At 49.0% G+C, this 20,142-nt stretch carries 21 protein-coding genes; 1 reads left to right on the top strand and 20 read right to left on the bottom strand.

Annotated elements, in window-relative coordinates; genetic code table 11:
• Window positions 1–148 precede the first annotated feature (148 nt).
• The 6 genes from trmFO to B1728_RS11085 form a co-directional block, all read right to left on the bottom strand.
• Window positions 149–1,477, bottom strand: a complete 1,329-nt coding sequence (trmFO, locus tag B1728_RS11060) for an FADH(2)-oxidizing methylenetetrahydrofolate--tRNA-(uracil(54)-C(5))-methyltransferase TrmFO (RefSeq protein WP_079910277.1) — start codon at window positions 1,475–1,477, stop codon at window positions 149–151.
• Window positions 1,478–1,509: 32 nt separating this feature from the next.
• Complete coding sequence (topA, locus tag B1728_RS11065) at window positions 1,510–3,594, bottom strand: type I DNA topoisomerase (protein WP_079910278.1); 2,085 nt, start codon at window positions 3,592–3,594, stop codon at window positions 1,510–1,512.
• A 43-nt stretch (window positions 3,595–3,637) separates the two neighbouring features.
• Window positions 3,638–4,741, bottom strand: a complete 1,104-nt coding sequence (gene dprA / locus B1728_RS11070; RefSeq protein ID WP_079910279.1) for a DNA-processing protein DprA — start codon at window positions 4,739–4,741, stop codon at window positions 3,638–3,640.
• 114 nt (window positions 4,742–4,855) lie between these two features.
• Window positions 4,856–5,788, bottom strand: a complete 933-nt coding sequence (sucD, locus tag B1728_RS11075; RefSeq protein WP_079910280.1) for a succinate--CoA ligase subunit alpha — start codon at window positions 5,786–5,788, stop codon at window positions 4,856–4,858.
• 63 nt (window positions 5,789–5,851) lie between these two features.
• Window positions 5,852–7,012: an ADP-forming succinate--CoA ligase subunit beta gene (sucC, locus tag B1728_RS11080; RefSeq protein ID WP_079910281.1), complete on the bottom strand. Its 1,161-nt coding sequence runs from the start codon at window positions 7,010–7,012 to the stop codon at window positions 5,852–5,854.
• A gap of 345 nt (window positions 7,013–7,357) precedes the next feature.
• Window positions 7,358–7,618, bottom strand: coding sequence for a hypothetical protein (locus tag B1728_RS11085; RefSeq protein WP_079910282.1), 261 nt, complete (start codon window positions 7,616–7,618; stop codon window positions 7,358–7,360).
• Between the two features lie 166 nt (window positions 7,619–7,784).
• On the opposite strand from B1728_RS11085, the gene B1728_RS11090 reads away from it, so the two are divergent.
• Window positions 7,785–9,335, top strand: a complete 1,551-nt coding sequence (locus B1728_RS11090; RefSeq protein ID WP_079910283.1) for a YifB family Mg chelatase-like AAA ATPase — start codon at window positions 7,785–7,787, stop codon at window positions 9,333–9,335.
• Between the two features lie 104 nt (window positions 9,336–9,439).
• On the opposite strand, the gene B1728_RS11095 is transcribed toward B1728_RS11090, so the two are convergent.
• The 14 genes from B1728_RS11095 to ftsY all read right to left on the bottom strand — a co-directional run bounded on the left by B1728_RS11095 (window position 9,440) and on the right by ftsY (window position 20,106).
• Window positions 9,440–9,814 (bottom strand): YraN family protein, encoded by a 375-nt coding sequence (locus B1728_RS11095; RefSeq protein WP_079910284.1) that lies wholly within the window; start codon window positions 9,812–9,814, stop codon window positions 9,440–9,442.
• Window positions 9,807–10,136: an EscU/YscU/HrcU family type III secretion system export apparatus switch protein gene (locus B1728_RS11100; protein WP_079910285.1), complete on the bottom strand. Its 330-nt coding sequence runs from the start codon at window positions 10,134–10,136 to the stop codon at window positions 9,807–9,809. The genes B1728_RS11095 and B1728_RS11100 overlap by 8 nt, the downstream gene beginning before the upstream one ends.
• Window positions 10,133–12,232 (bottom strand): hypothetical protein, encoded by a 2,100-nt coding sequence (locus B1728_RS11105; protein ID WP_079910286.1) that lies wholly within the window; start codon window positions 12,230–12,232, stop codon window positions 10,133–10,135. Before B1728_RS11105 ends, B1728_RS11100 begins: the two co-directional genes overlap by 4 nt.
• A gap of 104 nt (window positions 12,233–12,336) precedes the next feature.
• A complete protein-coding gene (locus tag B1728_RS11110) occupies window positions 12,337–12,945 on the bottom strand; it encodes a ribonuclease HII (protein WP_079910625.1) in 609 nt (202 codons plus the stop codon).
• Between the two features lie 104 nt (window positions 12,946–13,049).
• The gene (ylqF, locus tag B1728_RS11115) at window positions 13,050–13,937 is read right to left on the bottom strand and encodes a ribosome biogenesis GTPase YlqF (RefSeq protein WP_079910287.1); all 888 of its coding nucleotides are present in this window, start codon (window positions 13,935–13,937) and stop codon (window positions 13,050–13,052) included.
• A gap of 36 nt (window positions 13,938–13,973) precedes the next feature.
• The gene (lepB, locus tag B1728_RS11120; protein WP_079910288.1) at window positions 13,974–14,546 is read right to left on the bottom strand and encodes a signal peptidase I; all 573 of its coding nucleotides are present in this window, start codon (window positions 14,544–14,546) and stop codon (window positions 13,974–13,976) included.
• An 85-nt stretch (window positions 14,547–14,631) separates the two neighbouring features.
• Window positions 14,632–14,973: a 50S ribosomal protein L19 gene (rplS, locus tag B1728_RS11125; RefSeq protein ID WP_028550401.1), complete on the bottom strand. Its 342-nt coding sequence runs from the start codon at window positions 14,971–14,973 to the stop codon at window positions 14,632–14,634.
• A gap of 171 nt (window positions 14,974–15,144) precedes the next feature.
• Entirely contained in the window at window positions 15,145–15,903 is a 759-nt protein-coding gene (gene trmD / locus B1728_RS11130) for a tRNA (guanosine(37)-N1)-methyltransferase TrmD (protein ID WP_079910289.1), read from the bottom strand.
• On the bottom strand, window positions 15,903–16,424 hold the full coding sequence (gene rimM, locus B1728_RS11135) for a ribosome maturation factor RimM (protein ID WP_079910290.1): 522 nt from the start codon (window positions 16,422–16,424) through the stop codon (window positions 15,903–15,905). The genes trmD and rimM overlap by 1 nt, the downstream gene beginning before the upstream one ends.
• Window positions 16,425–16,602: 178 nt before the next feature.
• On the bottom strand, window positions 16,603–16,833 hold the full coding sequence (locus B1728_RS11140) for a KH domain-containing protein (protein ID WP_079910291.1): 231 nt from the start codon (window positions 16,831–16,833) through the stop codon (window positions 16,603–16,605).
• Between the two features lie 21 nt (window positions 16,834–16,854).
• Window positions 16,855–17,127, bottom strand: coding sequence for a 30S ribosomal protein S16 (gene rpsP, locus B1728_RS11145; protein WP_079910292.1), 273 nt, complete (start codon window positions 17,125–17,127; stop codon window positions 16,855–16,857).
• Between the two features lie 54 nt (window positions 17,128–17,181).
• On the bottom strand, window positions 17,182–18,555 hold the full coding sequence (gene ffh / locus B1728_RS11150; RefSeq protein WP_079910293.1) for a signal recognition particle protein: 1,374 nt from the start codon (window positions 18,553–18,555) through the stop codon (window positions 17,182–17,184).
• Between the two features lie 77 nt (window positions 18,556–18,632).
• Complete coding sequence (locus tag B1728_RS11155) at window positions 18,633–18,983, bottom strand: putative DNA-binding protein (protein WP_079910294.1); 351 nt, start codon at window positions 18,981–18,983, stop codon at window positions 18,633–18,635.
• 115 nt (window positions 18,984–19,098) lie between these two features.
• Complete coding sequence (gene ftsY, locus B1728_RS11160) at window positions 19,099–20,106, bottom strand: signal recognition particle-docking protein FtsY (RefSeq protein ID WP_079910295.1); 1,008 nt, start codon at window positions 20,104–20,106, stop codon at window positions 19,099–19,101.
• Window positions 20,107–20,142: the final 36 nt, after the last annotated feature.

Raw genomic sequence — 20,142 nt, forward strand, 5'->3', positions numbered from 1 at the left:
TATATTCAGGTATTCAATAGAAAAACCTCGTTCGAGGACGCACAAAGTGAGCAGCCGCGATGCAGAGGTTCGTAAAAATAAAGTATCTTATTCCATACTTATTGGTAATGAATTTCAAAAACAACTTTATAGTATCATAGTAAAGCTTTTACTTACAAGTGGAATTGTATTCGTTTCGGGAAAAATTCTGAATTTTCTCAATTGCACGTAAAGCTATTTTCTCATACCGTTCTTTCTTCACTTTGATCTTTACATCCAGCGGCGGAAGCAGCCCGAAATTCGCATTCATCGGCTGGAAATGCTTGAAATCGGCCGTTGTAATATAATGCGCCATACTTCCCAGTGTCGTATCAGCAGGCAGGACCAGACAATCCAGTCCTAACGCAAAACGAGCAGCGTTCATGCCAGCAAGCAATCCGGATGCGGCCGATTCGACATAGCCTTCGACACCGGTCATTTGTCCGGCAAAAAACAGGTTGTCCCGCTTCTTGAACTGATAGGTCGGCTTCAAAAGCTTGGGTGAGTTGATAAATGTATTTCTATGCATCACGCCGTAGCGGACGAACTCGGCATTTTCAAGCCCGGGAATCAGCGAAAATACTCTTTTTTGTTCTCCCCACTTCAAATGAGTCTGGAAGCCTACCAGATTATATAACGTTCCTGCCGCGTTATCCTGGCGGAGCTGAACTACTGCATAAGGAAGCTCATTGGTATGTGGATTCACAAGCCCTACAGGCTTCATAGGACCATATAGCGCAGTTTGTTTGCCTCTCTTGGCCATGACTTCGATCGGCATGCAGCCCTCGAAATAAATCTCCTTCTCGAATTCTTTGATAGGAGCAACCTCGGCAGAAATAAGAGCATCGTAGAACGTGTTAAACTCTTCCTCCGTCATCGGGCAGTTTAGATAAGCTGCCTCCCCTTTGTCATAACGGGAAGCGAGATACACCTTGCTCATATCGATGGAATCCTTCTCGACGATCGGTGCAGCCGCATCATAAAAATACAGATACTCCTCGCCCATCAAGGCTTGGAGATGAGCGGACAATGACGGAGATGTCAGCGGGCCAGTAGCCACAACAGTGATGCCGTCTGGCAGCTCTTGAAGCTCCTCATTGCGCACTTCAATAAGCGGATGGCTGCGCAGGATGGATGTAACCTCTGCGGAGAACCCTTCCCTGTCCACTGCTAAAGCACCGCCTGCAGGTACAGCGTGCTTGTCCGCACAGCGCAAAATGAGGGAGTTCAAGATTCGCATTTCTTCCTTGAGCACGCCTACCGCATTGGTTAGGCCGTTAGCGCGAAGGGAGTTACTGCATACCAGCTCGGCGAATTGATCTGATATATGTGCCGGTGTTTTCCTAACCGGACGCATTTCATATAAGATAACGGGCACGCCCTGACTGGCAATTTGCCAAGCGGCTTCGCTGCCAGCCAGTCCGGCTCCGATGACGGTTACTTTCGGTGTCTCTGACAAGATGTTACCCTCCTGAAAATCTCAAGCTAGAATCATTCTTTTTCCTGTACTTCTTCTTTGAAATCGCATTGAATGCATTGGTGAAACACACCGTTCTTGTTGCGTTTCTCCACCACTAACGATCCGCACTTAGGGCAAGGCTTTTCCACCGGCTTATCCCACGAAACGAATTCGCATTCCGGATAGCGGTCGCAGCCATAAAATACGCGCCCTTTCTTGCTACGCCGTTCGATAATGTGGCCTTCCTTACAGCTCGGACAGGTTACACCGATATCCTTAATAATCGGCTTGGTGTTGCGGCATTCCGGAAATCCGGAACAAGCAAGGAATTTTCCGAACCGCCCCATCTTGTATACCAGATGCTTGCCGCATTTCTCACATATCTCATCCGATACCTCGTCCTGAATTTCAATCTTTTCCATCTCTTCTTCGGCAACTTCCAGGCGCTTCTCCAACGATTGATAGAAGGAGCTCAATACTTTGACCCAATCCTCTTTACCCTCTTCAACTTGGTCCAATTCCTCTTCCATATGAGCCGTAAATTCTACGTCCAATATTTCCGGGAAAAACTCGATCATTTGTTGAATAACCAGCTCACCAAGCTCGGTCGGGACAAACTTTTTCTCTTCAATCGCCACGTAGCCGCGTCTTTGAATCGTTTCCAGCGTAGGTGCATACGTACTCGGGCGGCCGATTCCCATTTCTTCCAATGCTCTAACCAGCCGGGCTTCGGTATAGCGTGGAGGCGGTTGCGTAAAATGCTGCTTTGGATCGATCTGCTTTTTCTTTACTTTTTCCCCCTGCTTTAACGGAGGCAGCAGCTTATCTTCTTCGGTCGTTCCGTCATCGTTACCCTCTACATAGACCTTCATAAAGCCAGGGAATTTCATTTTTGAGCCCACGGCTCTAAAGATGTTATCACCTGCAGCGATATCGACGGTCATCGTGTCCAGAATTGCCGACGCCATTTGGCTTGCGACAAACCTTTCCCAGACAAGCTTATATAGACGGAACTGATCCCGGCTCAAATATTCCTTTATCTGATCCGGCTCACGCAGCACGGAGCTCGGACGTATCGCTTCGTGCGCATCTTGCGCGTTAGCCGCTTTTTTCACATAAACTCGCGGAGTTTCCGGATAGTAGGCGTCTCCGAACTTTGTAAGAATGAACTCCTTGGCTTCTTCCTGAGCGACCGGAGAAATCCGGGTGGAATCGGTACGCATGTAAGTAATCAGACCGACGGTTCCCTCGCTTCCCAGATCGATACCTTCATAGAGCTGCTGTGCGACGGACATCGTCTTGGAAGCCCGAAAGTTCAGCTTTCGTGCAGCTTCCTGCTGCAAGGAGCTCGTTATAAACGGCGGAGAAGGATTGCGCAGGCGTTCCTTTTCTTTGATCTCTTGAATAATGAAATCAGCCTTATTCAGCGACGCCAAAACTTCATTAACTTCCTGCTCGTTCTTAAGCTCCTTCTTCTCCCCGTTCACACTGTGAAACTTGGCTTCGAATTCGGAGGTGCCGGACAAAAGTCTAGCGGTGATGGACCAATATTCCTCAGGAACGAAGGACTTGATCTCATTTTCCCGATCGTAAATCAGCTTTACGGCAACCGATTGTACGCGGCCCGCCGATAAACCTTTCTTTACTTTTTTCCAAAGCAGCGGACTGATCTTGTAACCAACCAGCCGGTCAAGAATTCTTCTCGCCTGCTGCGCATTGACCAAGTCCAGATTGATTTTCCGAGGCGTTTTAAACGCATCCTTAACGGCTTGCTTCGTTATTTCATTAAATACAACCCGGCAGGCTTCCGTTTCTTCAAGCTCGAGATAATGAGCCAGATGCCAGGCAATAGCTTCCCCTTCGCGATCAGGGTCAGCCGCCAGATACACTTTTTTTACTTTTTTCCGGGCGTCCTTCAGTTCCTTCAATACAGAACCTTTTCCCCGGATCGTAATGTATTTGGGCTCAAAATTTTTCTTTATCTCAACACCCATCTGGCTTTTCGGAAGATCGCGGATGTGGCCCATGGATGCTTTGACTATAAACTTGCTGCCTAAATATTTACCGATGGTTTTTGCTTTTGCGGGTGACTCCACAATGACTAAGGAATCTGCCATAGGCGTCCTTCCCCCTTCATTTATAAAATAGACTCGATTATCGTTAACAGATTGTGTATACAGAACCTGGTAATTGCTCCACTCGTTTAGTCAATAGTAAATTTAACAGAACTGAGTGCAAATGTCCAAAGGTAAATTGACTATGAGCGAGCAGCTCATCGAAGGTCATCGGCTGTTTGTGCAAAAGATCGACGATCGCTTGTTCATCCTTGGAGAGCGCAGGTTGAGATGGAGAGTTAGATTTAATGTGTGTCAATGTGTCCAAGGATATCCAATGAGGGTATTCTTCCAATATATCTTCCGCACAGGTAACCAGTTTGGCCCCCTGCTTGATTAAGGCGAGTGCGCCTTGGCTTTTTGGTGAGGTGATCGGTCCGGGAAGCGCAAACACATCCCTGGACTCCTCCAGCGCCTGATCCGCCGTAATAAGCGATCCGCTCTTCAAGGCGGCTTCCACCACAAGAATGCCTGAGCTCAATCCGGCTATAATCCGATTTCTCTGAGGAAATAAACCGGGATGGGACTTGGTATGGAGAGGATATTCGCTTAAGATCAAGCCCTGCTCGGCAATTCGCTGATATAACAGCTTATTCTCCGGAGGATATACTTGATCAATACTGCAGCCTAGAACAGCCGCCGTGCTTCCCGCTCCCTTCAAAGCCCCTTCATGAGCCGCACTATCTATACCTCTTGCCAGTCCGCTCACGATACATACTTGCGCTCCGGAGAGTGACTCGGATAACTGCTCAGCCGCTCTTCGCCCATACGCAGTAGGAGTTCTCGTACCCACAATGCCTATGCACAGACGGTTCAATATAGCAGTAGAACCCTTATAGTATATTACCCAAGGCGGCTGGGCAATTTGCTTTAAAAGGGAAGGATACTCTTCATCATATATCGTCATGATACCGATACCTTTGGAGCTGTATTCGTCCAGTATCGCTGCTATCCTCCCGGGGTCCAGCCTGTTCAATGCGTCTGCCAGCACAGATGCACGAGATCCTGTAATCCCAAGCTCCCGCCAATCATTCCCGTCAAGTTGAGCTGCATCGGATAAGCGGGGAAAGCAATTCGTAAGGCGTTGAATGGTTTTCCAGCCAATCCCTTCCAGTTGGTGAAGCGCAATTAAAATGGTTCTATTGTTCATCTAGTATATATCACTCCTTCGTCAAGAACAACTTTTGTGAAATCGGGGCCTTAAAAATGAAAAAAGCCCCCCACTCCCGCAACGGGAATGGAAGGCTGCTTGCCTGTCCGTTTCTTACTTTTTAGTGATGCATTTTTCAAGCAAACCTTTTTCTTCCAAAACGCTAACCAAAGTGGAGCCCATTTCAGAAGGTGTAGGAGCTACTTTAATACCGCAGCGTTCCATAGTAGCAACTTTCTCAGCTGCAGTACCTTTACCGCCGGAAATGATGGCGCCTGCGTGGCCCATACGTTTTCCTGGAGGCGCTGTTTGACCGCCGATGAAGCCTACAACCGGTTTGGTCATGTTAGCTGCGATCCATTCAGCCGCTTCTTCTTCCGCCGTACCGCCGATTTCACCAATCATGATAACAGCGTAAGTGTCAGGATCTTCGTTGAACAATTTCAAAATATCGATGAACTCGGAGCCTTTAACAGGGTCCCCGCCGATACCTACTGCAGAGGATTGTCCGATGTTACGAGTAGTCAGCTGATGAACAGCTTCATAAGTCAAGGTTCCGCTTCGGGAAACTACGCCGACATGACCAGGAGTATGGATGTATCCAGGCATGATACCGATTTTGCATTCGCCAGGTGTAATAACGCCTGGGCAGTTTGGTCCGATCAAGCGGGTTTTCTTGCCTTCCATGTAACGGGCCACTTTAACCATGTCCAGTACAGGGATACCTTCCGTGATACAAATAGTCAGATCCAATTCAGCGTCAACAGCTTCCATAATAGCATCCGCTGCGAAAGCAGGCGGTACATAGATAACGGAAACCGTAGCGCCAGTTGCAGCTTTAGCTTCTGCTACTGTGTTAAATACAGGAAGAGATTTAACCGAACCGTCTTCCAAAGTGATGTCGATGTTCGTACCGCCTTTACCAGGAGTTACGCCGCCTACCATTTGCGTACCGTAGTCAAGACCGCCTTTTGTGTGGAACATACCTACGGAACCTGTAATACCTTGTGTGATAACTCTTGTATCTTTATTCACTAAAATACTCATTTGTATAGTTCACATCCCTTGAATTATTTGAAGAGGATTTCGCACGGCTGCTCCGAACGGAAATTACTTAACAAGAGCAACGATTTTTTGAGCGCCGTCTGCCATCGAGTCAGCTGCTACGATGTTCAAGCCGGATTCGTTCAAAATTTTCTTACCAAGCTCCACGTTCGTACCTTCCAGACGAACTACAAGCGGACGAGTAAGGCCAAGCTCTTTTGCTGCAGCTACAACGCCCTCTGCAATAATGTCGCACTTCATGATGCCGCCGAAAATATTGACGAAGATACCTTTTACTTTTTCGTCGGATAGGATGATTTTGAAAGCTTCGGTAACTTTCTCTTTCGTTGCACCGCCCCCTACATCAAGGAAGTTTGCAGGGTCCCCGCCGTAGTATTTGATGATATCCATGGTCGCCATTGCAAGGCCTGCGCCGTTAACCATGCAGCCGATGTTGCCATCAAGTGCTATGTAGCTCAAGTCGAATTTGGACGCTTGGATTTCTTTTTCATCTTCCTCTTCAAGGTCGCGAAGAGCTTGAATGTCTTTGTGACGGTACAAAGCGTTGGAGTCGAAGTTCAATTTCGCATCCAAGGCCATAACGTCGCCGCTGCCAGTAACAACCAAAGGATTGATTTCCGCGATGGAGCAATCTTTGTCTACGAACGCAGCATAAAGAGCCAGCATGAACTTAACCGCTTTGTTTACAAGCTCGGTAGGAATGTTGATGGCATAAGCCAATTTACGAGCTTGGAACGCTTGCAAGCCAACAGCTGGATCGACAACTTCTTTGAAAATTTTCTCAGGCGTATGAGCCGCTACTTCTTCGATTTCTGTACCGCCTTCTTCGGACGCCATCATAACGACACGGCCCGTTCCACGGTCAACAACTACACCAACATAGTACTCTTTCTTAATATCGCAGCCTTGCTCGATCAGAAGGCGCTTCACTTCTTTACCTTCCGGACCGGTTTGGTGAGTAACCAATACCTTGCCCAAAATTTGTTCAGCGTAAGTGCGAACTTCATCCAAGTTCTTAGCAACTTTTACGCCGCCAGCTTTACCGCGACCGCCAGCATGGATTTGCGCTTTAACTACAACAACGGAAGTTCCGAGCTGTTTTGCCGCTTCGACTGCTTCATCAACCGTGAAAGCGACTTTTCCTTCAGGTACGGCAACACCATACTGTTTCAGCACTTCTTTGCCTTGGTACTCATGAATATTCATTTAGCAAAATCCTCCTATCAGTGATAGCTTTCTATATGAGCCAGAGCCTGACGTTTTTGGCACGCCCAGCCCCGCATCAAACGAAAAAGAGTTCGATATGATGCATGATATTTCCTGCTTGCTGCGCTTATCTCAACAAACACTCACTATTGTACCACTTTTTTTCGACACTTTCCTTATATTTTCGGTTAATGCCTCCTTTTTTCAATCAAACTTTTTTATGCCTCTGAAAAATTTCCCGTATTATATCATTCCCAAGCGATTAGAAAGCAAACAAAAAGACGCATCTTTTCCTTTTTATTCAAGAAAAAGTGCGTCCCATTGGAATATACTCCATACCTTAGATTACATATAGGTTGGATTAGTAGGCGTCATTGCACGAGGTTCCCGCTCCGCCTGCTTGATGAATCGCAATTCATTTCCGGTAAAGTTGCAGACAAGGCATTGAATCATAGGTTCCGAATCCTGAATTTGCTGCGGATCATTCATTTCTTGAACCGTTCCGGAGATGGCATCCTTCAAAAACCGTTGTGAGTAGCTGGAAATCACACTGAATTTGATTCGGTTGGAACGGCAGTTCGGACAAAAGTAAGGTTTTTCCTGCATTGCTTTCACCCCCTTACCTTGTATATCCAATTTCCACTATGTTTATCCATTCCTGGTCGCACATTGCCAACACGTGTTATTGCTTGTACAATGAAAGGAAAGGGTCAATAAGGAAGCACCTTTTACCCAACGATCGATAGAATCCAAGGGGAAGGTGTTTTTTGTCATGTATGGAAAAGTTATAAGCGCTTGTTTACACGGAGTGGAAGGCAAGCTCGTCGAGGTGGAGGTCGATTTAAGCAACGGCCTGCCTCAAATGAATATCGTCGGATTGCCGGATAGCGCCGTCAAAGAGTCCATGGAACGGGTTAGAGCCGCCATCAAAAACTGCGGATTTACGTTCCCGCTTCAACGGATTACGGTCAATCTGGCTCCCGCCGATATTCGCAAGGAAGGCTCCGCCTTCGATTTGGCTATTGCTGTGGGCATATTGGCAACAAGCGGCCAACTGAGGCTGGAACAGCAGGAGGCAACATTGATCCTCGGTGAATTAGCTTTGGACGGATCGATCCGTCCTGTTCCCGGTGTCCTCTCCATGCTGGCTACTGCCAAAGACAATGGGATTTCCAGAGCCATCGTACCCATTCATAATGAAAAAGAAGCTGTCTTGATCGGAGATATGACTATCGGTACATTGGCTCATCTCAGTCACCTGAAAGCCGATACCGAATCGGTTTTCCAACCTGCCGGGCAGCGGGCTTCTCATGAGGCTAATGCATCGCAGGCATTGAAGTCCGGCCTGGCCGACAATTTCAGCGATGTTCACGGTCAGCTTCATGCCAAACGAGCGCTCATGATCTGTGCCGCCGGGATGCATAATATCCTTCTCTTGGGTCCGCCGGGAACCGGCAAAACGATGCTGGTCAAAAGACTGCCGACGATTCTGCCGGATATGTCGGAAAAAGAAGCGCTCGATGTGACAAAAATCTACAGCGCCTCAGGAAAATTCGCGGACCGCAGCAGCTTGATCAGCGAAAGGCCATTTCGGATGCCGCATCATTCTGTCTCGGCTGCGGGGCTTGTTGGCGGCGGCACGATACCTAAGCCCGGGGAAATCAGCCTTGCCCATCGCGGCGTCTTGTTTTTAGACGAGCTTCCGGAGTTTTCACGAGCCGTGCTGGAGGTTCTTCGTCAGCCATTGGAGGACCGGTTCGTAACCATAGGCAGGGCCAGAGCAGTTTACCGCTTCCCTTCCCATTTCATCCTTGCCGCTTCTATGAACCCCTGCCCGTGCGGATATTATGGTGCAGAGTCGTCCTCCCATCCTTGCACCTGCAGCCCATTAAAAATCGAACATTACCGGTCCAAGATCTCCGGACCGCTTCTGGACAGGATCGATCTGCAGGTCGAGGTACCGCGAATCGATTACAGTCAGATCATGGATGCAATGCCCCAGCTTTCCTCGGAGGAAATGAAGGAACGCGTCGATCAAGCTAGACAAATCCAATTGGAGCGTTATGCCGACAGCGGCATTATGTTTAACAGCGAGCTGCATGGCAAGCTGCTGCGCCAGCACTGCAAGCTTCAGCCCGATGCAGAGTCAATGCTTAGAAGGTCATTCGAAGTATTGGGACTCAGCGTCAGAGCCTATGACCGGATCCTCAAGATTGCCCGTACAATCGCCGATTTGGAAGGCCATGCCCGAATCGAAGCACCGCACTTGGCTGAGGCACTTCAGTATCGGAGCTTGGACAAAAAAACGCTGGCGTCTGGTTAAGCCATGAGAAGCAAGCCTCCTTGACCTTACTGGTTCAGGAGGCTTTGTTGGGCTTAGGGAGGAATACATGGCAAACAAAAAACGCATCCGCGGGGGATAGCCCGTCAAAATGCGTTTGGTACATGATCCAAAGAAATCAAATTCCCTGTTTTATCGGTCAAAACAGACACGACATCAAAACGAATCTGATGGTCTTGATAACGATGGGTGTGCAAATAGATTTGAGCAGTTTCCATCACCTGGGCACATTTTTTATAATCAACTGATTCCAACGGTGTCCCGAACCGCTGTGTGCTGCTCCGTGTACGGACCTCAACGAAAACTAAAATAGCTCCGTCCCATGCTATGACATCCAACTCACCGGTTCGGCAGCGCCAGTTTTGACCGGCAATACGGTAGCCTTGGGCTTGCAAATGCTCCATAGCATACTGCTCGCCCATTGCACCAAGCTGCTTCCGGCTTATTCCCTGCTTATCCATACGAATTCTCCTTGATTTGCTTGGCCCGTTGATCCGAGCGATAAATAAAGCTCAGGATTTCTGCTACTAAATTATACAGCTCGGGAGGTATCTCCTGATCCAAATCCAGCTTGGACAGCACCTCCACCAGCGATGAATCCTCTTGAACAGGGATTCCGTTATCCATGGCCTTCTTCAGTATGGCTTCCGCAATATGTCCTTTCCCTTTAGCAATCAGAACGGGTGCCTTCCCCTGATCCGGGGCGTATTTAAGGGCAACCGCCTTTTTGATCGTGGGCTGAACGGAAGCTTGCTCCGACGGATTCTCTCTTTCCCGACTCATACCTTTACGTCCATTCCCTTGTATTGTTTATTTCCATAGAGGTCAAGTAGTCTGCCTGACAAGGCTGCGTCCTGAGCCTTGGCCGAAGTGGAGGCTTGTTCCTCACTTGATCCTTTTGCCGGGTAAGGGCTGCATTTTAATGAAATAAACTGATACCCGATGCCGGAAAGGCTCGAGGCAATTTCCACCCTGTATGAATCCAGCAATCCCTGCACAAACGGTTGATCGTTCATAACCTGAAGACTCACAATTTTATCGACTACCTTCACGTCGACCAAGGTATCTCCCAGCGCCTTCATACGCAGATCAAAGAGCAATCGGCAATTTTGCGCATCGATTTCTCCGCGTTTTCCCTTGCGTGACTGAATATGAACAGCTGCCGTCTGTTCTCCGTTGGCGTTCAATATCGGAACAAACAAGGTAACATGAGTAAACATGGAGCTGCGGTCCGAGTTTAACATCAGCTGCTGCCCTGTAATCTGCTGTACAGCCTGCTGCACGGATTCTTTCATGGCAGGTGGAATGTCCTGGGACTGGCTCAGCTGCAGCAAAACGCTCTTTAATGAATCGGCCATTTTCTGCTGTTCATGAGTTAATCCTGCGGCCGCCGTACCCTGCTGCGGTAATACGGAGCTTCCTTCCAGACGTTGCATACCCTCGCTCCCCTTCATGTCGGGAAGCTTAAAGAGCTGATTCTCATGATCAACACCAAGAGCCTTGATCAGTTTAGGAATCCAATGCTCGGCAGGCTGATTGCCTTTCGGTGCGTCGGGAGTCATGCCTTCTCCTTCAGCCGACCTCCTCATAGCAGCATTCTCTACTGCCTCTTTAGTCTGTGGAGATGCGCCTGAGGGATTACCGGCAGAGTTCGCTGTCTCCGTTGCTTGTAAGCGGGGAGCAGCTGTTTCCGTCCTTCCTGATTCATGGGGCAGGGCAGACATTGATTCATTTCGATTAGAAGCGAACATTTGTTCCTTGTTGATAGATGGCCCGGTCGATATATCGTTCGCAGGAACGGGTTGACCGCTCCCTGCGGTCTTTGGCAATGCTTCCGGAGCTTCTTGCGCATTGGACGGAACCGCCGACGCGCTTGTCTGAGACTGCGGCTGCATTGGCTGCTGCAGGGCAGAAGCAGCGGGTTGGGTCTGTGCAGGCGGTGCCGCATTGCTTCCAAGCCTGTTTACTTGCTGCCCTGTCTGCTCTTCGCTATGGTTCAGCCTTGCGCCTTGTACAAGTTCATTTGCAGACTCTGCAGAAGCCTGAATGCCGGGTGCAGCTGAAGGTGCGGACGATGCTATACCCGACTTGCCATTAGTAGTCATATTAGTCAAGGTAGAAGCAGCTGCTTCTTTCCCTTCAAGGGCTTGCCCTTTTACAGAGCCTGAAGGCTGCCCTTCCGAATCCATTGACAAGGGCAACAGCTGGGCGGACATTTCTTTTACCGAGCTCATCACTTGCTTGAAGCCTTCGATGGCCGCTTTCGTTGCAGCAGACAAGTCCGGACGATCGGCGAGCAATTGGGTCAATTGTGTATCAAGCTTTTGCAGCGTTTCATGAAAGGCTGGTCCCGCTACAGCTTGTCTCACGGCTAGGACCGTGTCCGGAGTCAACGGAATGCCTTTTTGATGCGCGATGATTGCCGAAGGGAGCCAGTCCTCCTGGGACATGCCCGCAGGCATGTGTCCTTGCAGCTGCGCGAAGGCTTGTACCGTTTCTTTATTTAATGATACGCCACCCTGATGAAGAGCTTGAATCAGCTGCCGATTGCCGATTGTGTCCGGCAGGCCGACGTTTTTCAGGATTTCGCCAAGGGATCCGTCGGTAATCTGAATAGCCGATGAATCCAGCGGCTTAAGCACGACTTGACCTGATGCCGATTCCGGCTGGACTTGAAGCAAGGTTACCTCGCCTTGTTTTAACGGCGTTTCCAGCTTGGCTCTAACCTGAACCCCGCCAATATTCAGAATAGCCTCCTGGTCGGAGAGCTTTTGCATGACCATACCTTTCACGACTTCTCCCGTTTTCAGCTCGAGCGTCTTAGGTTCGGATGCCTGAGCATCTCCGAGAAAATTTTTGATGAGACCGCTTATGTTCACAGCTCTCCGCCTCCCGGGTCTTAATTACAAGCGTTTGTGGATATCAACTATATCGGCATCTATGTCACGCCTTTACAGTCTGAATTTGCTGCGTATGTACTTCGTTAAAATAGCTCCTGCTGCTGCACCAGAATATTTTTCAAAAAGCTTTTGCGATGCAGCGGCGTCGCACCGTACTCTATTATGCGCTCTCTGTGCAGCTTGGTTGCATAGCCCTTATGAAGTGCAATGCCATACTCCGGAAACTCTACATCCCAGTGCAGGCACATGCGGTCCCGTGTGACCTTGGCAATAATGGAAGCCGCGGCAATCGACTGGCTTATTGCGTCTCCATGAATAAGAGCCATCTGAGGCAGGCAAAGATCCACCTTCTCCGCATCCACGAGCAAATACTCCGGTCCCGGATTCAGCTGCTCAACCGCTTGCTTCATAGCCAGTCTTGCAGCTTGCTTTATATTAATGGCCTCTATGGTTTTAACATCGACAATACCGACTCCGATAGCGATTGCTTCCTTGTGGATCACCTCGTACAGTTCCTCACGCTTCTTATGACTTAATTTCTTCGAATCATTCACTTCCTCCAACACTAAACCGGGAGGCAAAATGACAGCGGCCGCCACTACGTCACCGAACAGGCAGCCTCTGCCTACCTCGTCAACTCCAGCAATATATTGAACGCCCTCATTCCAGAGCGCTTGTTCATGTTCCAACAGCATATGTATGAATTCCCTTCTAGTCTAGTACTCGTATTCTTCATTATACTAGAAACAAGCGGAGACGGATACGCGCAGAGCAAAGAAAAACAGCCACCCTTCAGCTAGAGTGGCTGTTCTGCTTGATAATCATCTGGAGTTTCCAGACTGATTCGTCCCAATTTCCCTGCACGCAGCTCCCGCAAGATCGTTAAGGAGGCTTTCTCCAAATCCACGCGGCCGCCGCTCATTAAAGCGCCTCTTTTGCGCCCTATGGCTTCCATAACCTCGACGATGGCATCCGTATCGGACGGATCGTCAGGCAGCTTCTCAATGCCAAAGCGCTCCTGTAGACCTGCTCCATAGTGGGTAACCAGGTAACGAACGGTGTAAAATGCAATATCGACCGTATTCAGAATTTCTTCCTTTATCGCCCCGGTAGCAGCGAGCCGTATCCCGACCTGCTGGTCCTCGAATTTCGGCCACAAAATGCCCGGAGTATCGAGCAGCTCCATTTCGGTTCCTACCTTGATCCACTGCTGACCTTTGGTTACCCCCGGCTTATCTCCGGTAGCCGCTATTTTACGTCCTGCCAAGCGATTAATTAACGTTGATTTGCCTACGTTCGGAATCCCGACAATCAACGCGCGTATTGCCCTCGGCTTGATGCCCTTACGAAGCTGTGCCTCGATTTTGGCAGACAGCAGCTGCTTGGAGCGGGCCATAATTTCTTTCATCTGATTCCCGTTAGCCGCATCGAACGGCAGAGCTTCAAGCCCCTGCTCCGCGAAGTAGGCAACCCAGGACGCCGTTGCTTCCGGATCAGCCAAATCATGTTTATTCAGCAGCACGAGCCGCGGCTTGTTTTGCAAAATTTCATCAATCATCGGATTTCTGCTGGATATTGGAATTCGTGCGTCCAACAGCTCAATCACAACGTCGATCAGCTTCAGCTTATCCTGAATTTGACGACGCGCCCTTGTCATGTGACCTGGAAACCATTGAATCGTCATACGGTCACCTCAACTTCTTTTCCATAGCTTGTTTTTTTAGAAATGCACCAGGCTGATTTTGTCAAACGGCCAGAATATTAAATCCGCGCGTCCGACAATTTGCTCGAACTTGACAGGACCGATATCCCGGCTGTCCGAGCTATTCGAGCGATTATCCCCCATCACAAAGACCGTTCCTTCCGGAATCACTAGTTCAGAGAAATTTCTTGAATTATAGGGTATCCCTTTTTTCGCAGCGTCATCCAATGCCCTCTGCAAATAAGGCTCGTCTAACACTTTGTTGTTAACATACACCTTATCGCCTTCCACCTTTACGGTCTCGCCAGGCAGCGCGATAACTCTCTTTATGTAATCTTTTTCTTTGGTGGCATGAAATACGACCACCTCGCCTCTTTCAGGCTTACGTATGGAATAAATGATCTTATTGACAATCAAGCGTTCACCGGTATAAAAGTTAGGCTCCATGGACGGGCCTTCTACAATAAACGGGGCAAAAATCAACCAGCGTATAAAAAAGACGAGAGCTGCGGCGATGAGCAGCGCTTTAACCCATTCCCAAACTTCGCTTTTGACTGGATTCGGTTTGTCTACGGTTTGTTCTTGCTCCATAAAGACCTGCCCTTTCCTCCGTTAATTTCGGTCTTCGAAAAAAACGAAAAGGAGCTTGGTAAACAAGCCCCCGTTTGTTTTCGTCTTAACGAATTTCTTGAATTCTTGCCGCTTTACCGCGAAGACCACGCAAGTAGTATAGCTTCGCGCGACGAACTTTACCACGGCGAGCCACCTCAAGCTTATCAATCTTCGGCGAATGTACCGGGAACGTTCTTTCAACGCCAACACCGTAAGAAATTTTTCTAACGGTAAAGGTTTCGCTGATTCCGCCGCCGCGGCGTTTAATTACAACACCTTCAAACAGCTGAATACGCTCGCGGGAACCCTCGATAACTTTCACGTGCACTTTTACAGTGTCACCTGGACGAAAGCTTGGCAAATCTTGGCGCAGTTGTTCCTTAGTAATCTCCTGGATCAGACTCATGGTTGACTCCCTCCTTCCACACAGGTGTTCATTCCGCCTCTGATGTCGAATCTCGTGTTGTTATGCGTAGAGGACCACCGTAATCGGGCAAAATGCCACAACGTTGTATATAATACCATAATTGTGAACCAAACACAACTTGAAATTCTATCAATTCGAAAGAAAATAGAATTAGTCGGTTTCCTCTTTCGTTCTCTCCGATTCTTGCTGAATCTCCTTCAACCAGACCTGCTCCTCTTTCGTTAACGGGTACGATTTCAGCAGATCGGGTCTTTTGTGCCATGTACGTCTGATAGACTCGCGTTTGCGCCATTTCTCGATATGGGCATGATGACCGGACAATAGAATGTCAGGAACGGTCCATTCTCGAAACTGGACAGGACGCGTATAATGCGGATATTCGAGCAAGCCGGTACTGAACGAATCTGTTACGGCTGACGTTTCATTGCCGAGAACACCGGGAAGAAGCCTCGCCACGCTATCAATAACGACCATCGCGGGAAGCTCTCCTCCCGTCAGCACATAATCGCCAATCGACAGCTCATCGGTGACCAAATGCTCACGGATCCGTTCATCGTAGCCTTCGTAATGCCCGCATATAAAAATCAGATGGTCTTCCTTAGCCAATTCCTCCGCTTTACGCTGCGTAAACGGCTTCCCTTGCGGGCACATAAGGACGATTCGGGGCTTACCCGCAAGCGGCTCCGTCAGCGCCTCGACAGCTGCGAAAATAGGCTCAGGCTTCAGTACCATACCGCCGCCGCCGCCGTAAGGATAATCGTCTACGGTATTATGCTTATTATTGGAATAATCGCGAAAATTAACCGTATTCAGCTCGACGATGCCTTTCTCCCTGGCCTTACCTAATATACTGGATGAAAACACGCCGTCAAACATGTCGGGAAATAATGTAAGCACATCAATTCTCATTAGTCCAGCAAGCCTTCCATCAGGGATACCTTAACCCGTTTTTCTTGTACGTCCACTTCCAGAACCACATCGTCAATATAGGGAAGCAGCACCGGTTTGCCGGACTCGCGCTCTACCACCCACACATCGTTAGCTCCCGGAGACAAAATCTCGCTGATGGTGCCGAGCTTCTCCCCCTCGTCGGTATACACCGTGCAGCCAATAATTTCATGGTAATAATATTCATCGTCGGGAAGCTCGCTCAAATATTTCTCTTCCACCTTAAGCAGCCAGCCCTTGTATTTCTCGACTTCATTAATGTTATCGAAGCCTTTAAACTTGACCATGAACATTTTTTTATGCTCGCGTGCCGATTCTACGGTAACAGGTAATCTCGTCTGCTTCTGGGGATCAAAAAAGACCAAGGAACTTCCTTTAGCAAAACGCTCATCCGGAAAATCCGTTTGTGGAACGATTTTCAGCTCTCCCCGGATGCCGTGCGTATTAACGATTTTACCTACCGTAAATAATTTATCGCTCATTTGTACCCTCCAACAGCATTGAATCAATTTCATTATGTATGCGTAAACTCCCTAACCATAGCTTTACCGCGATAAAGCAGTCCGAAGATTAGAGAGGGTAATAGAAGCTAATCTTAAGATAGGCCTGTTTCAGAAGAAAAGAAAGAGCTAGGATTTCTCCTAACTCTCATGGTGTCCATTATGACACGATCTCAACCGAAACACGCTTACTTTCTTTCACTGCAGCCGAGGTAACTACGGTACGAAGCGCCTTGGCAATACGCCCCTGCTTTCCGATAACTTTCCCGACATCATCGGGATGTACGGAAAGCTCGAAGGTAATGCTTCGTTCGTCTTCCACCGTATTTACCTTTACTTCTTCGGGATGATCAACCAACGCCTTGGCGATAACGGTTATTAGATCTTTCATAACACCCTCCGAATCGGCAGATTACTTCTGCAGCTTGGACTCATGGAACTTCTTCAAGATGCCAGCTTGGCTGAACAGACTGCGAACAGTATCAGAAGCTTGAGCACCAGTTTGAAGCCATCTCAGCGCTTTTTCCTCGTCGATATTAACAACGGCTGGTTGAGCAACCGGGTTGTAAGTACCAATCTCTTCGATGAAACGACCGTCACGTGGGGAACGGGAATCCGATACGACCACACGGTAGAAAGGAGCTTTGTGAGCACCCATACGTTTTAGACGAATGCGAGTTGCCATTAGAAAATCACCTCCAACATAGAATAAACTTGACTATATTACATTCCCGCGGGATCAACCGAACGGGAACTTCATTCCTTTGCCCAGCTTGCCCTTCAAGCCCTTCAACGCCTTCGGGCCTTTAGGTCCCATCATGCTGGAGAACTGCTTCATCATTTTGCGCATATCATCAAACTGCTTAATAAACCGGTTCACATCCTGCACGGAGTTTCCGCTTCCCGCAGCCAGACGCTTACGTCTGCTCGGACTGAGCATATCCGGATTTTGCCGTTCTTCCTTGGTCATTGACTTGACGATCGCGGCTATCCGAGCCATCTGCTTGTCATCGACCTTCAAATCCTTCATGCCCTTCATCTTGTTGGCTCCAGGCAGCATATCCAGGATTTGATCCAATGGACCAAGCTTCTTTACCTGCTCCATCTGGTCAAGGAAATCGTCGAACGTAAATTCCGCCGTGCGCATTTTGCGCTCCATTTCCTTGGCCTTCTCGGCATCAATACCGGCTTGGGCCTTCTCGATCAGCGTGAGCATGTCGCCCATACCCAGTATCCGGGATGCCATCCGGTCCGGATGGAACGGCTCAAGCGCATCCAGCTTCTCACCGATACCAGCGAATTTGATCGGGCATCCGGTAACGGCTTTGACTGAAATCGCCGCGCCGCCGCGAGTGTCTCCGTCCAGCTTGGTCAGCACAACACCGGTCAGTTCCAGCTGCTTGTGGAAGCTCTCGGCAACATTGACAGCATCCTGACCTGTCATGGCGTCAACGACCAGCAAAATCTCGTCCGGACTGATCGCCGCCACGATCTGCTTCAGCTCTTCCATAAGGCCTTCATCGATATGCAAACGTCCTGCCGTATCGACAATCAGATAATCATTCCCATTATCCTTGGCATGCTGTAAAGCGTTCTTCGCGATTTCAACGGGACTTACTTGATCTCCCATCGTGAATACAGGCACCTTAAGCTGCTCGCCCAGAACCTGGAGCTGCTTTATGGCAGCCGGTCTGTAAATATCGCCCGCAGCAAGCAGCGGCCGGTGATTTTGCTGTACAAGCATCTTGGCAAGCTTTCCTGTTGCCGTCGTCTTACCTGCACCCTGCAGACCGACCATCAGCACGACGGTCGGCGGCCGGTTCGACCGGGCCAGCTTGCTTTGTGAGCCGCCCATAAGCTCGGTCAGCTCTTTATTCACGATATCGACGACGACCATCGCCGGGGTAAAGCTCTCAAGTACTTCCTGACCGATAGCGCGCTCCTTCACCTTCGCGATGAATTCCTTCACTACCTTAAAGTTCACATCCGCCTCAAGAAGCGCGAGACGAACTTCACGCAGCGCCTCGTTAACATCGTCTTCCGTTAGCTTTCCTTTGCCTCTCAGCCTGCTGAACACATTCTGCAATCGGGTCGCTAATCCTTCGAATGCCATGCGAATTCACCTCTTGAGCGTTACTTATCTATCTTTGATACATAGTCCACATTTGACTGAATCAGGCTGTCCATATATCAATCGAGACTCACCAAGTGATGCAGCAGCTCTTGCGCCTGAGCCCGTTCATTGCCGGAGAGACCGGACAATAGCGGTTCAAGCTTTTGTGTCAGCTGAACCCGTTCATCGTGCTTGGCTAATAGCTGCAGCTTAATCTCGTAATCCTCCAATACGGACTCTGCTCGTTTTATATGTTCATACACCGCCTGGCGGCTAATCTTAAATTCAGCTGCGATTTCTCCAAGCGAATAATCATCGTGAAAATACAGCTTGCAGAACATTTGCTGCTTCTCAGTCAGCAGCTTCTCGTAGAAGTCAAAAAGCAAATTGATGCGATTGGTCTTCATCAATGCATTTTCTTCTGTCATAGTGCCCCGCCTCCGTTAAGGTAAAACACTTTACAGGAACAACAGAACCTATAATACCCAAAACGGAGAAGGATGTCAAGCTATTTTCCTTGTCACTTAAAATATCTTGGGCGAACTATGGTTTTGCCGTCTCATCCGGCTGAGCTTCCCCCTCCGGAATCCAGCGGCTGAACAAGGCATGGACGAACTGATCCGAATCAAACGGCTGTAAATCGTCCATTTTCTCGCCAAGGCCTACGAACTTAACGGGAAGATTCAGCTCCTGACGAATGGCCACTACGATACCGCCTTTTGCCGTACTATCCAGCTTGGTAAGCACAAGACCGGTCAAGCCTGTCTTTTCGTCAAACAGCTTAGCCTGGCTCAGAGCGTTTTGGCCCGTTGTAGCATCAAGCACCAGCAGCACTTCATGCGGCGCTTCAGGAACTTCACGGCGGATGACACGGTAAATTTTATTAAGCTCTTCCATCAAGTTCACTTTATTCTGAAGACGTCCCGCCGTATCGCATAGCAATACGTCTACGCCCCGGTTTTTGGCTGCATGGAGCGCATCGAACATCACCGCTGCCGGGTCGGAGCCCGCCTGCTGCTTGATAACATCAACGCCGACGCGCTGCCCCCATACCTCCAGCTGCTCAATAGCCCCGGCACGGAACGTGTCTCCTGCAGCCAGAAGCACCTTTTTACCCTGCGACTTCAAATGATGCGCCAGCTTGCCGATCGTTGTCGTCTTTCCTACTCCGTTGACGCCAACGAACAGAATGACGGTTAAGCCCGATTCCGCCATTTTCAGAGAAGCGTTCTCCTCACCTTTCAGCAGCTGGATAATCATCTCCGTCAAAATAGGCTGAAGCTCGCTTGGATCTTCGATCTTCCGCTTGCGGACCTCTGCACGCAGATCCTCGACCAGCTTCATAACGGTGTTGACGCCCACATCCGCACCGATCAGAATTTCTTCAAGCTCCTCATAGAAATCCTCGTCGATTTTTTTGCGGCGGCTGAACAAATCTTCGACGCGCTCGACCAGAACATCGCGTGTTTTGGACAAGCCTTCTTTAAACTTATTCGTAACCGCCTCGGCCTTGGAGGAAATGCTTTCTTTCAATCGTTTAAAAAAACTCATCGGGCGATAGCCCCTTTCTATATACTTTTAGCTTTA

This window comes from Paenibacillus sp. 32352 (assembly GCF_002042965.1).
Classification (GTDB): Bacteria; Bacillota; Bacilli; order Paenibacillales; family NBRC-103111; genus Paenibacillus_S; species Paenibacillus_S vulneris.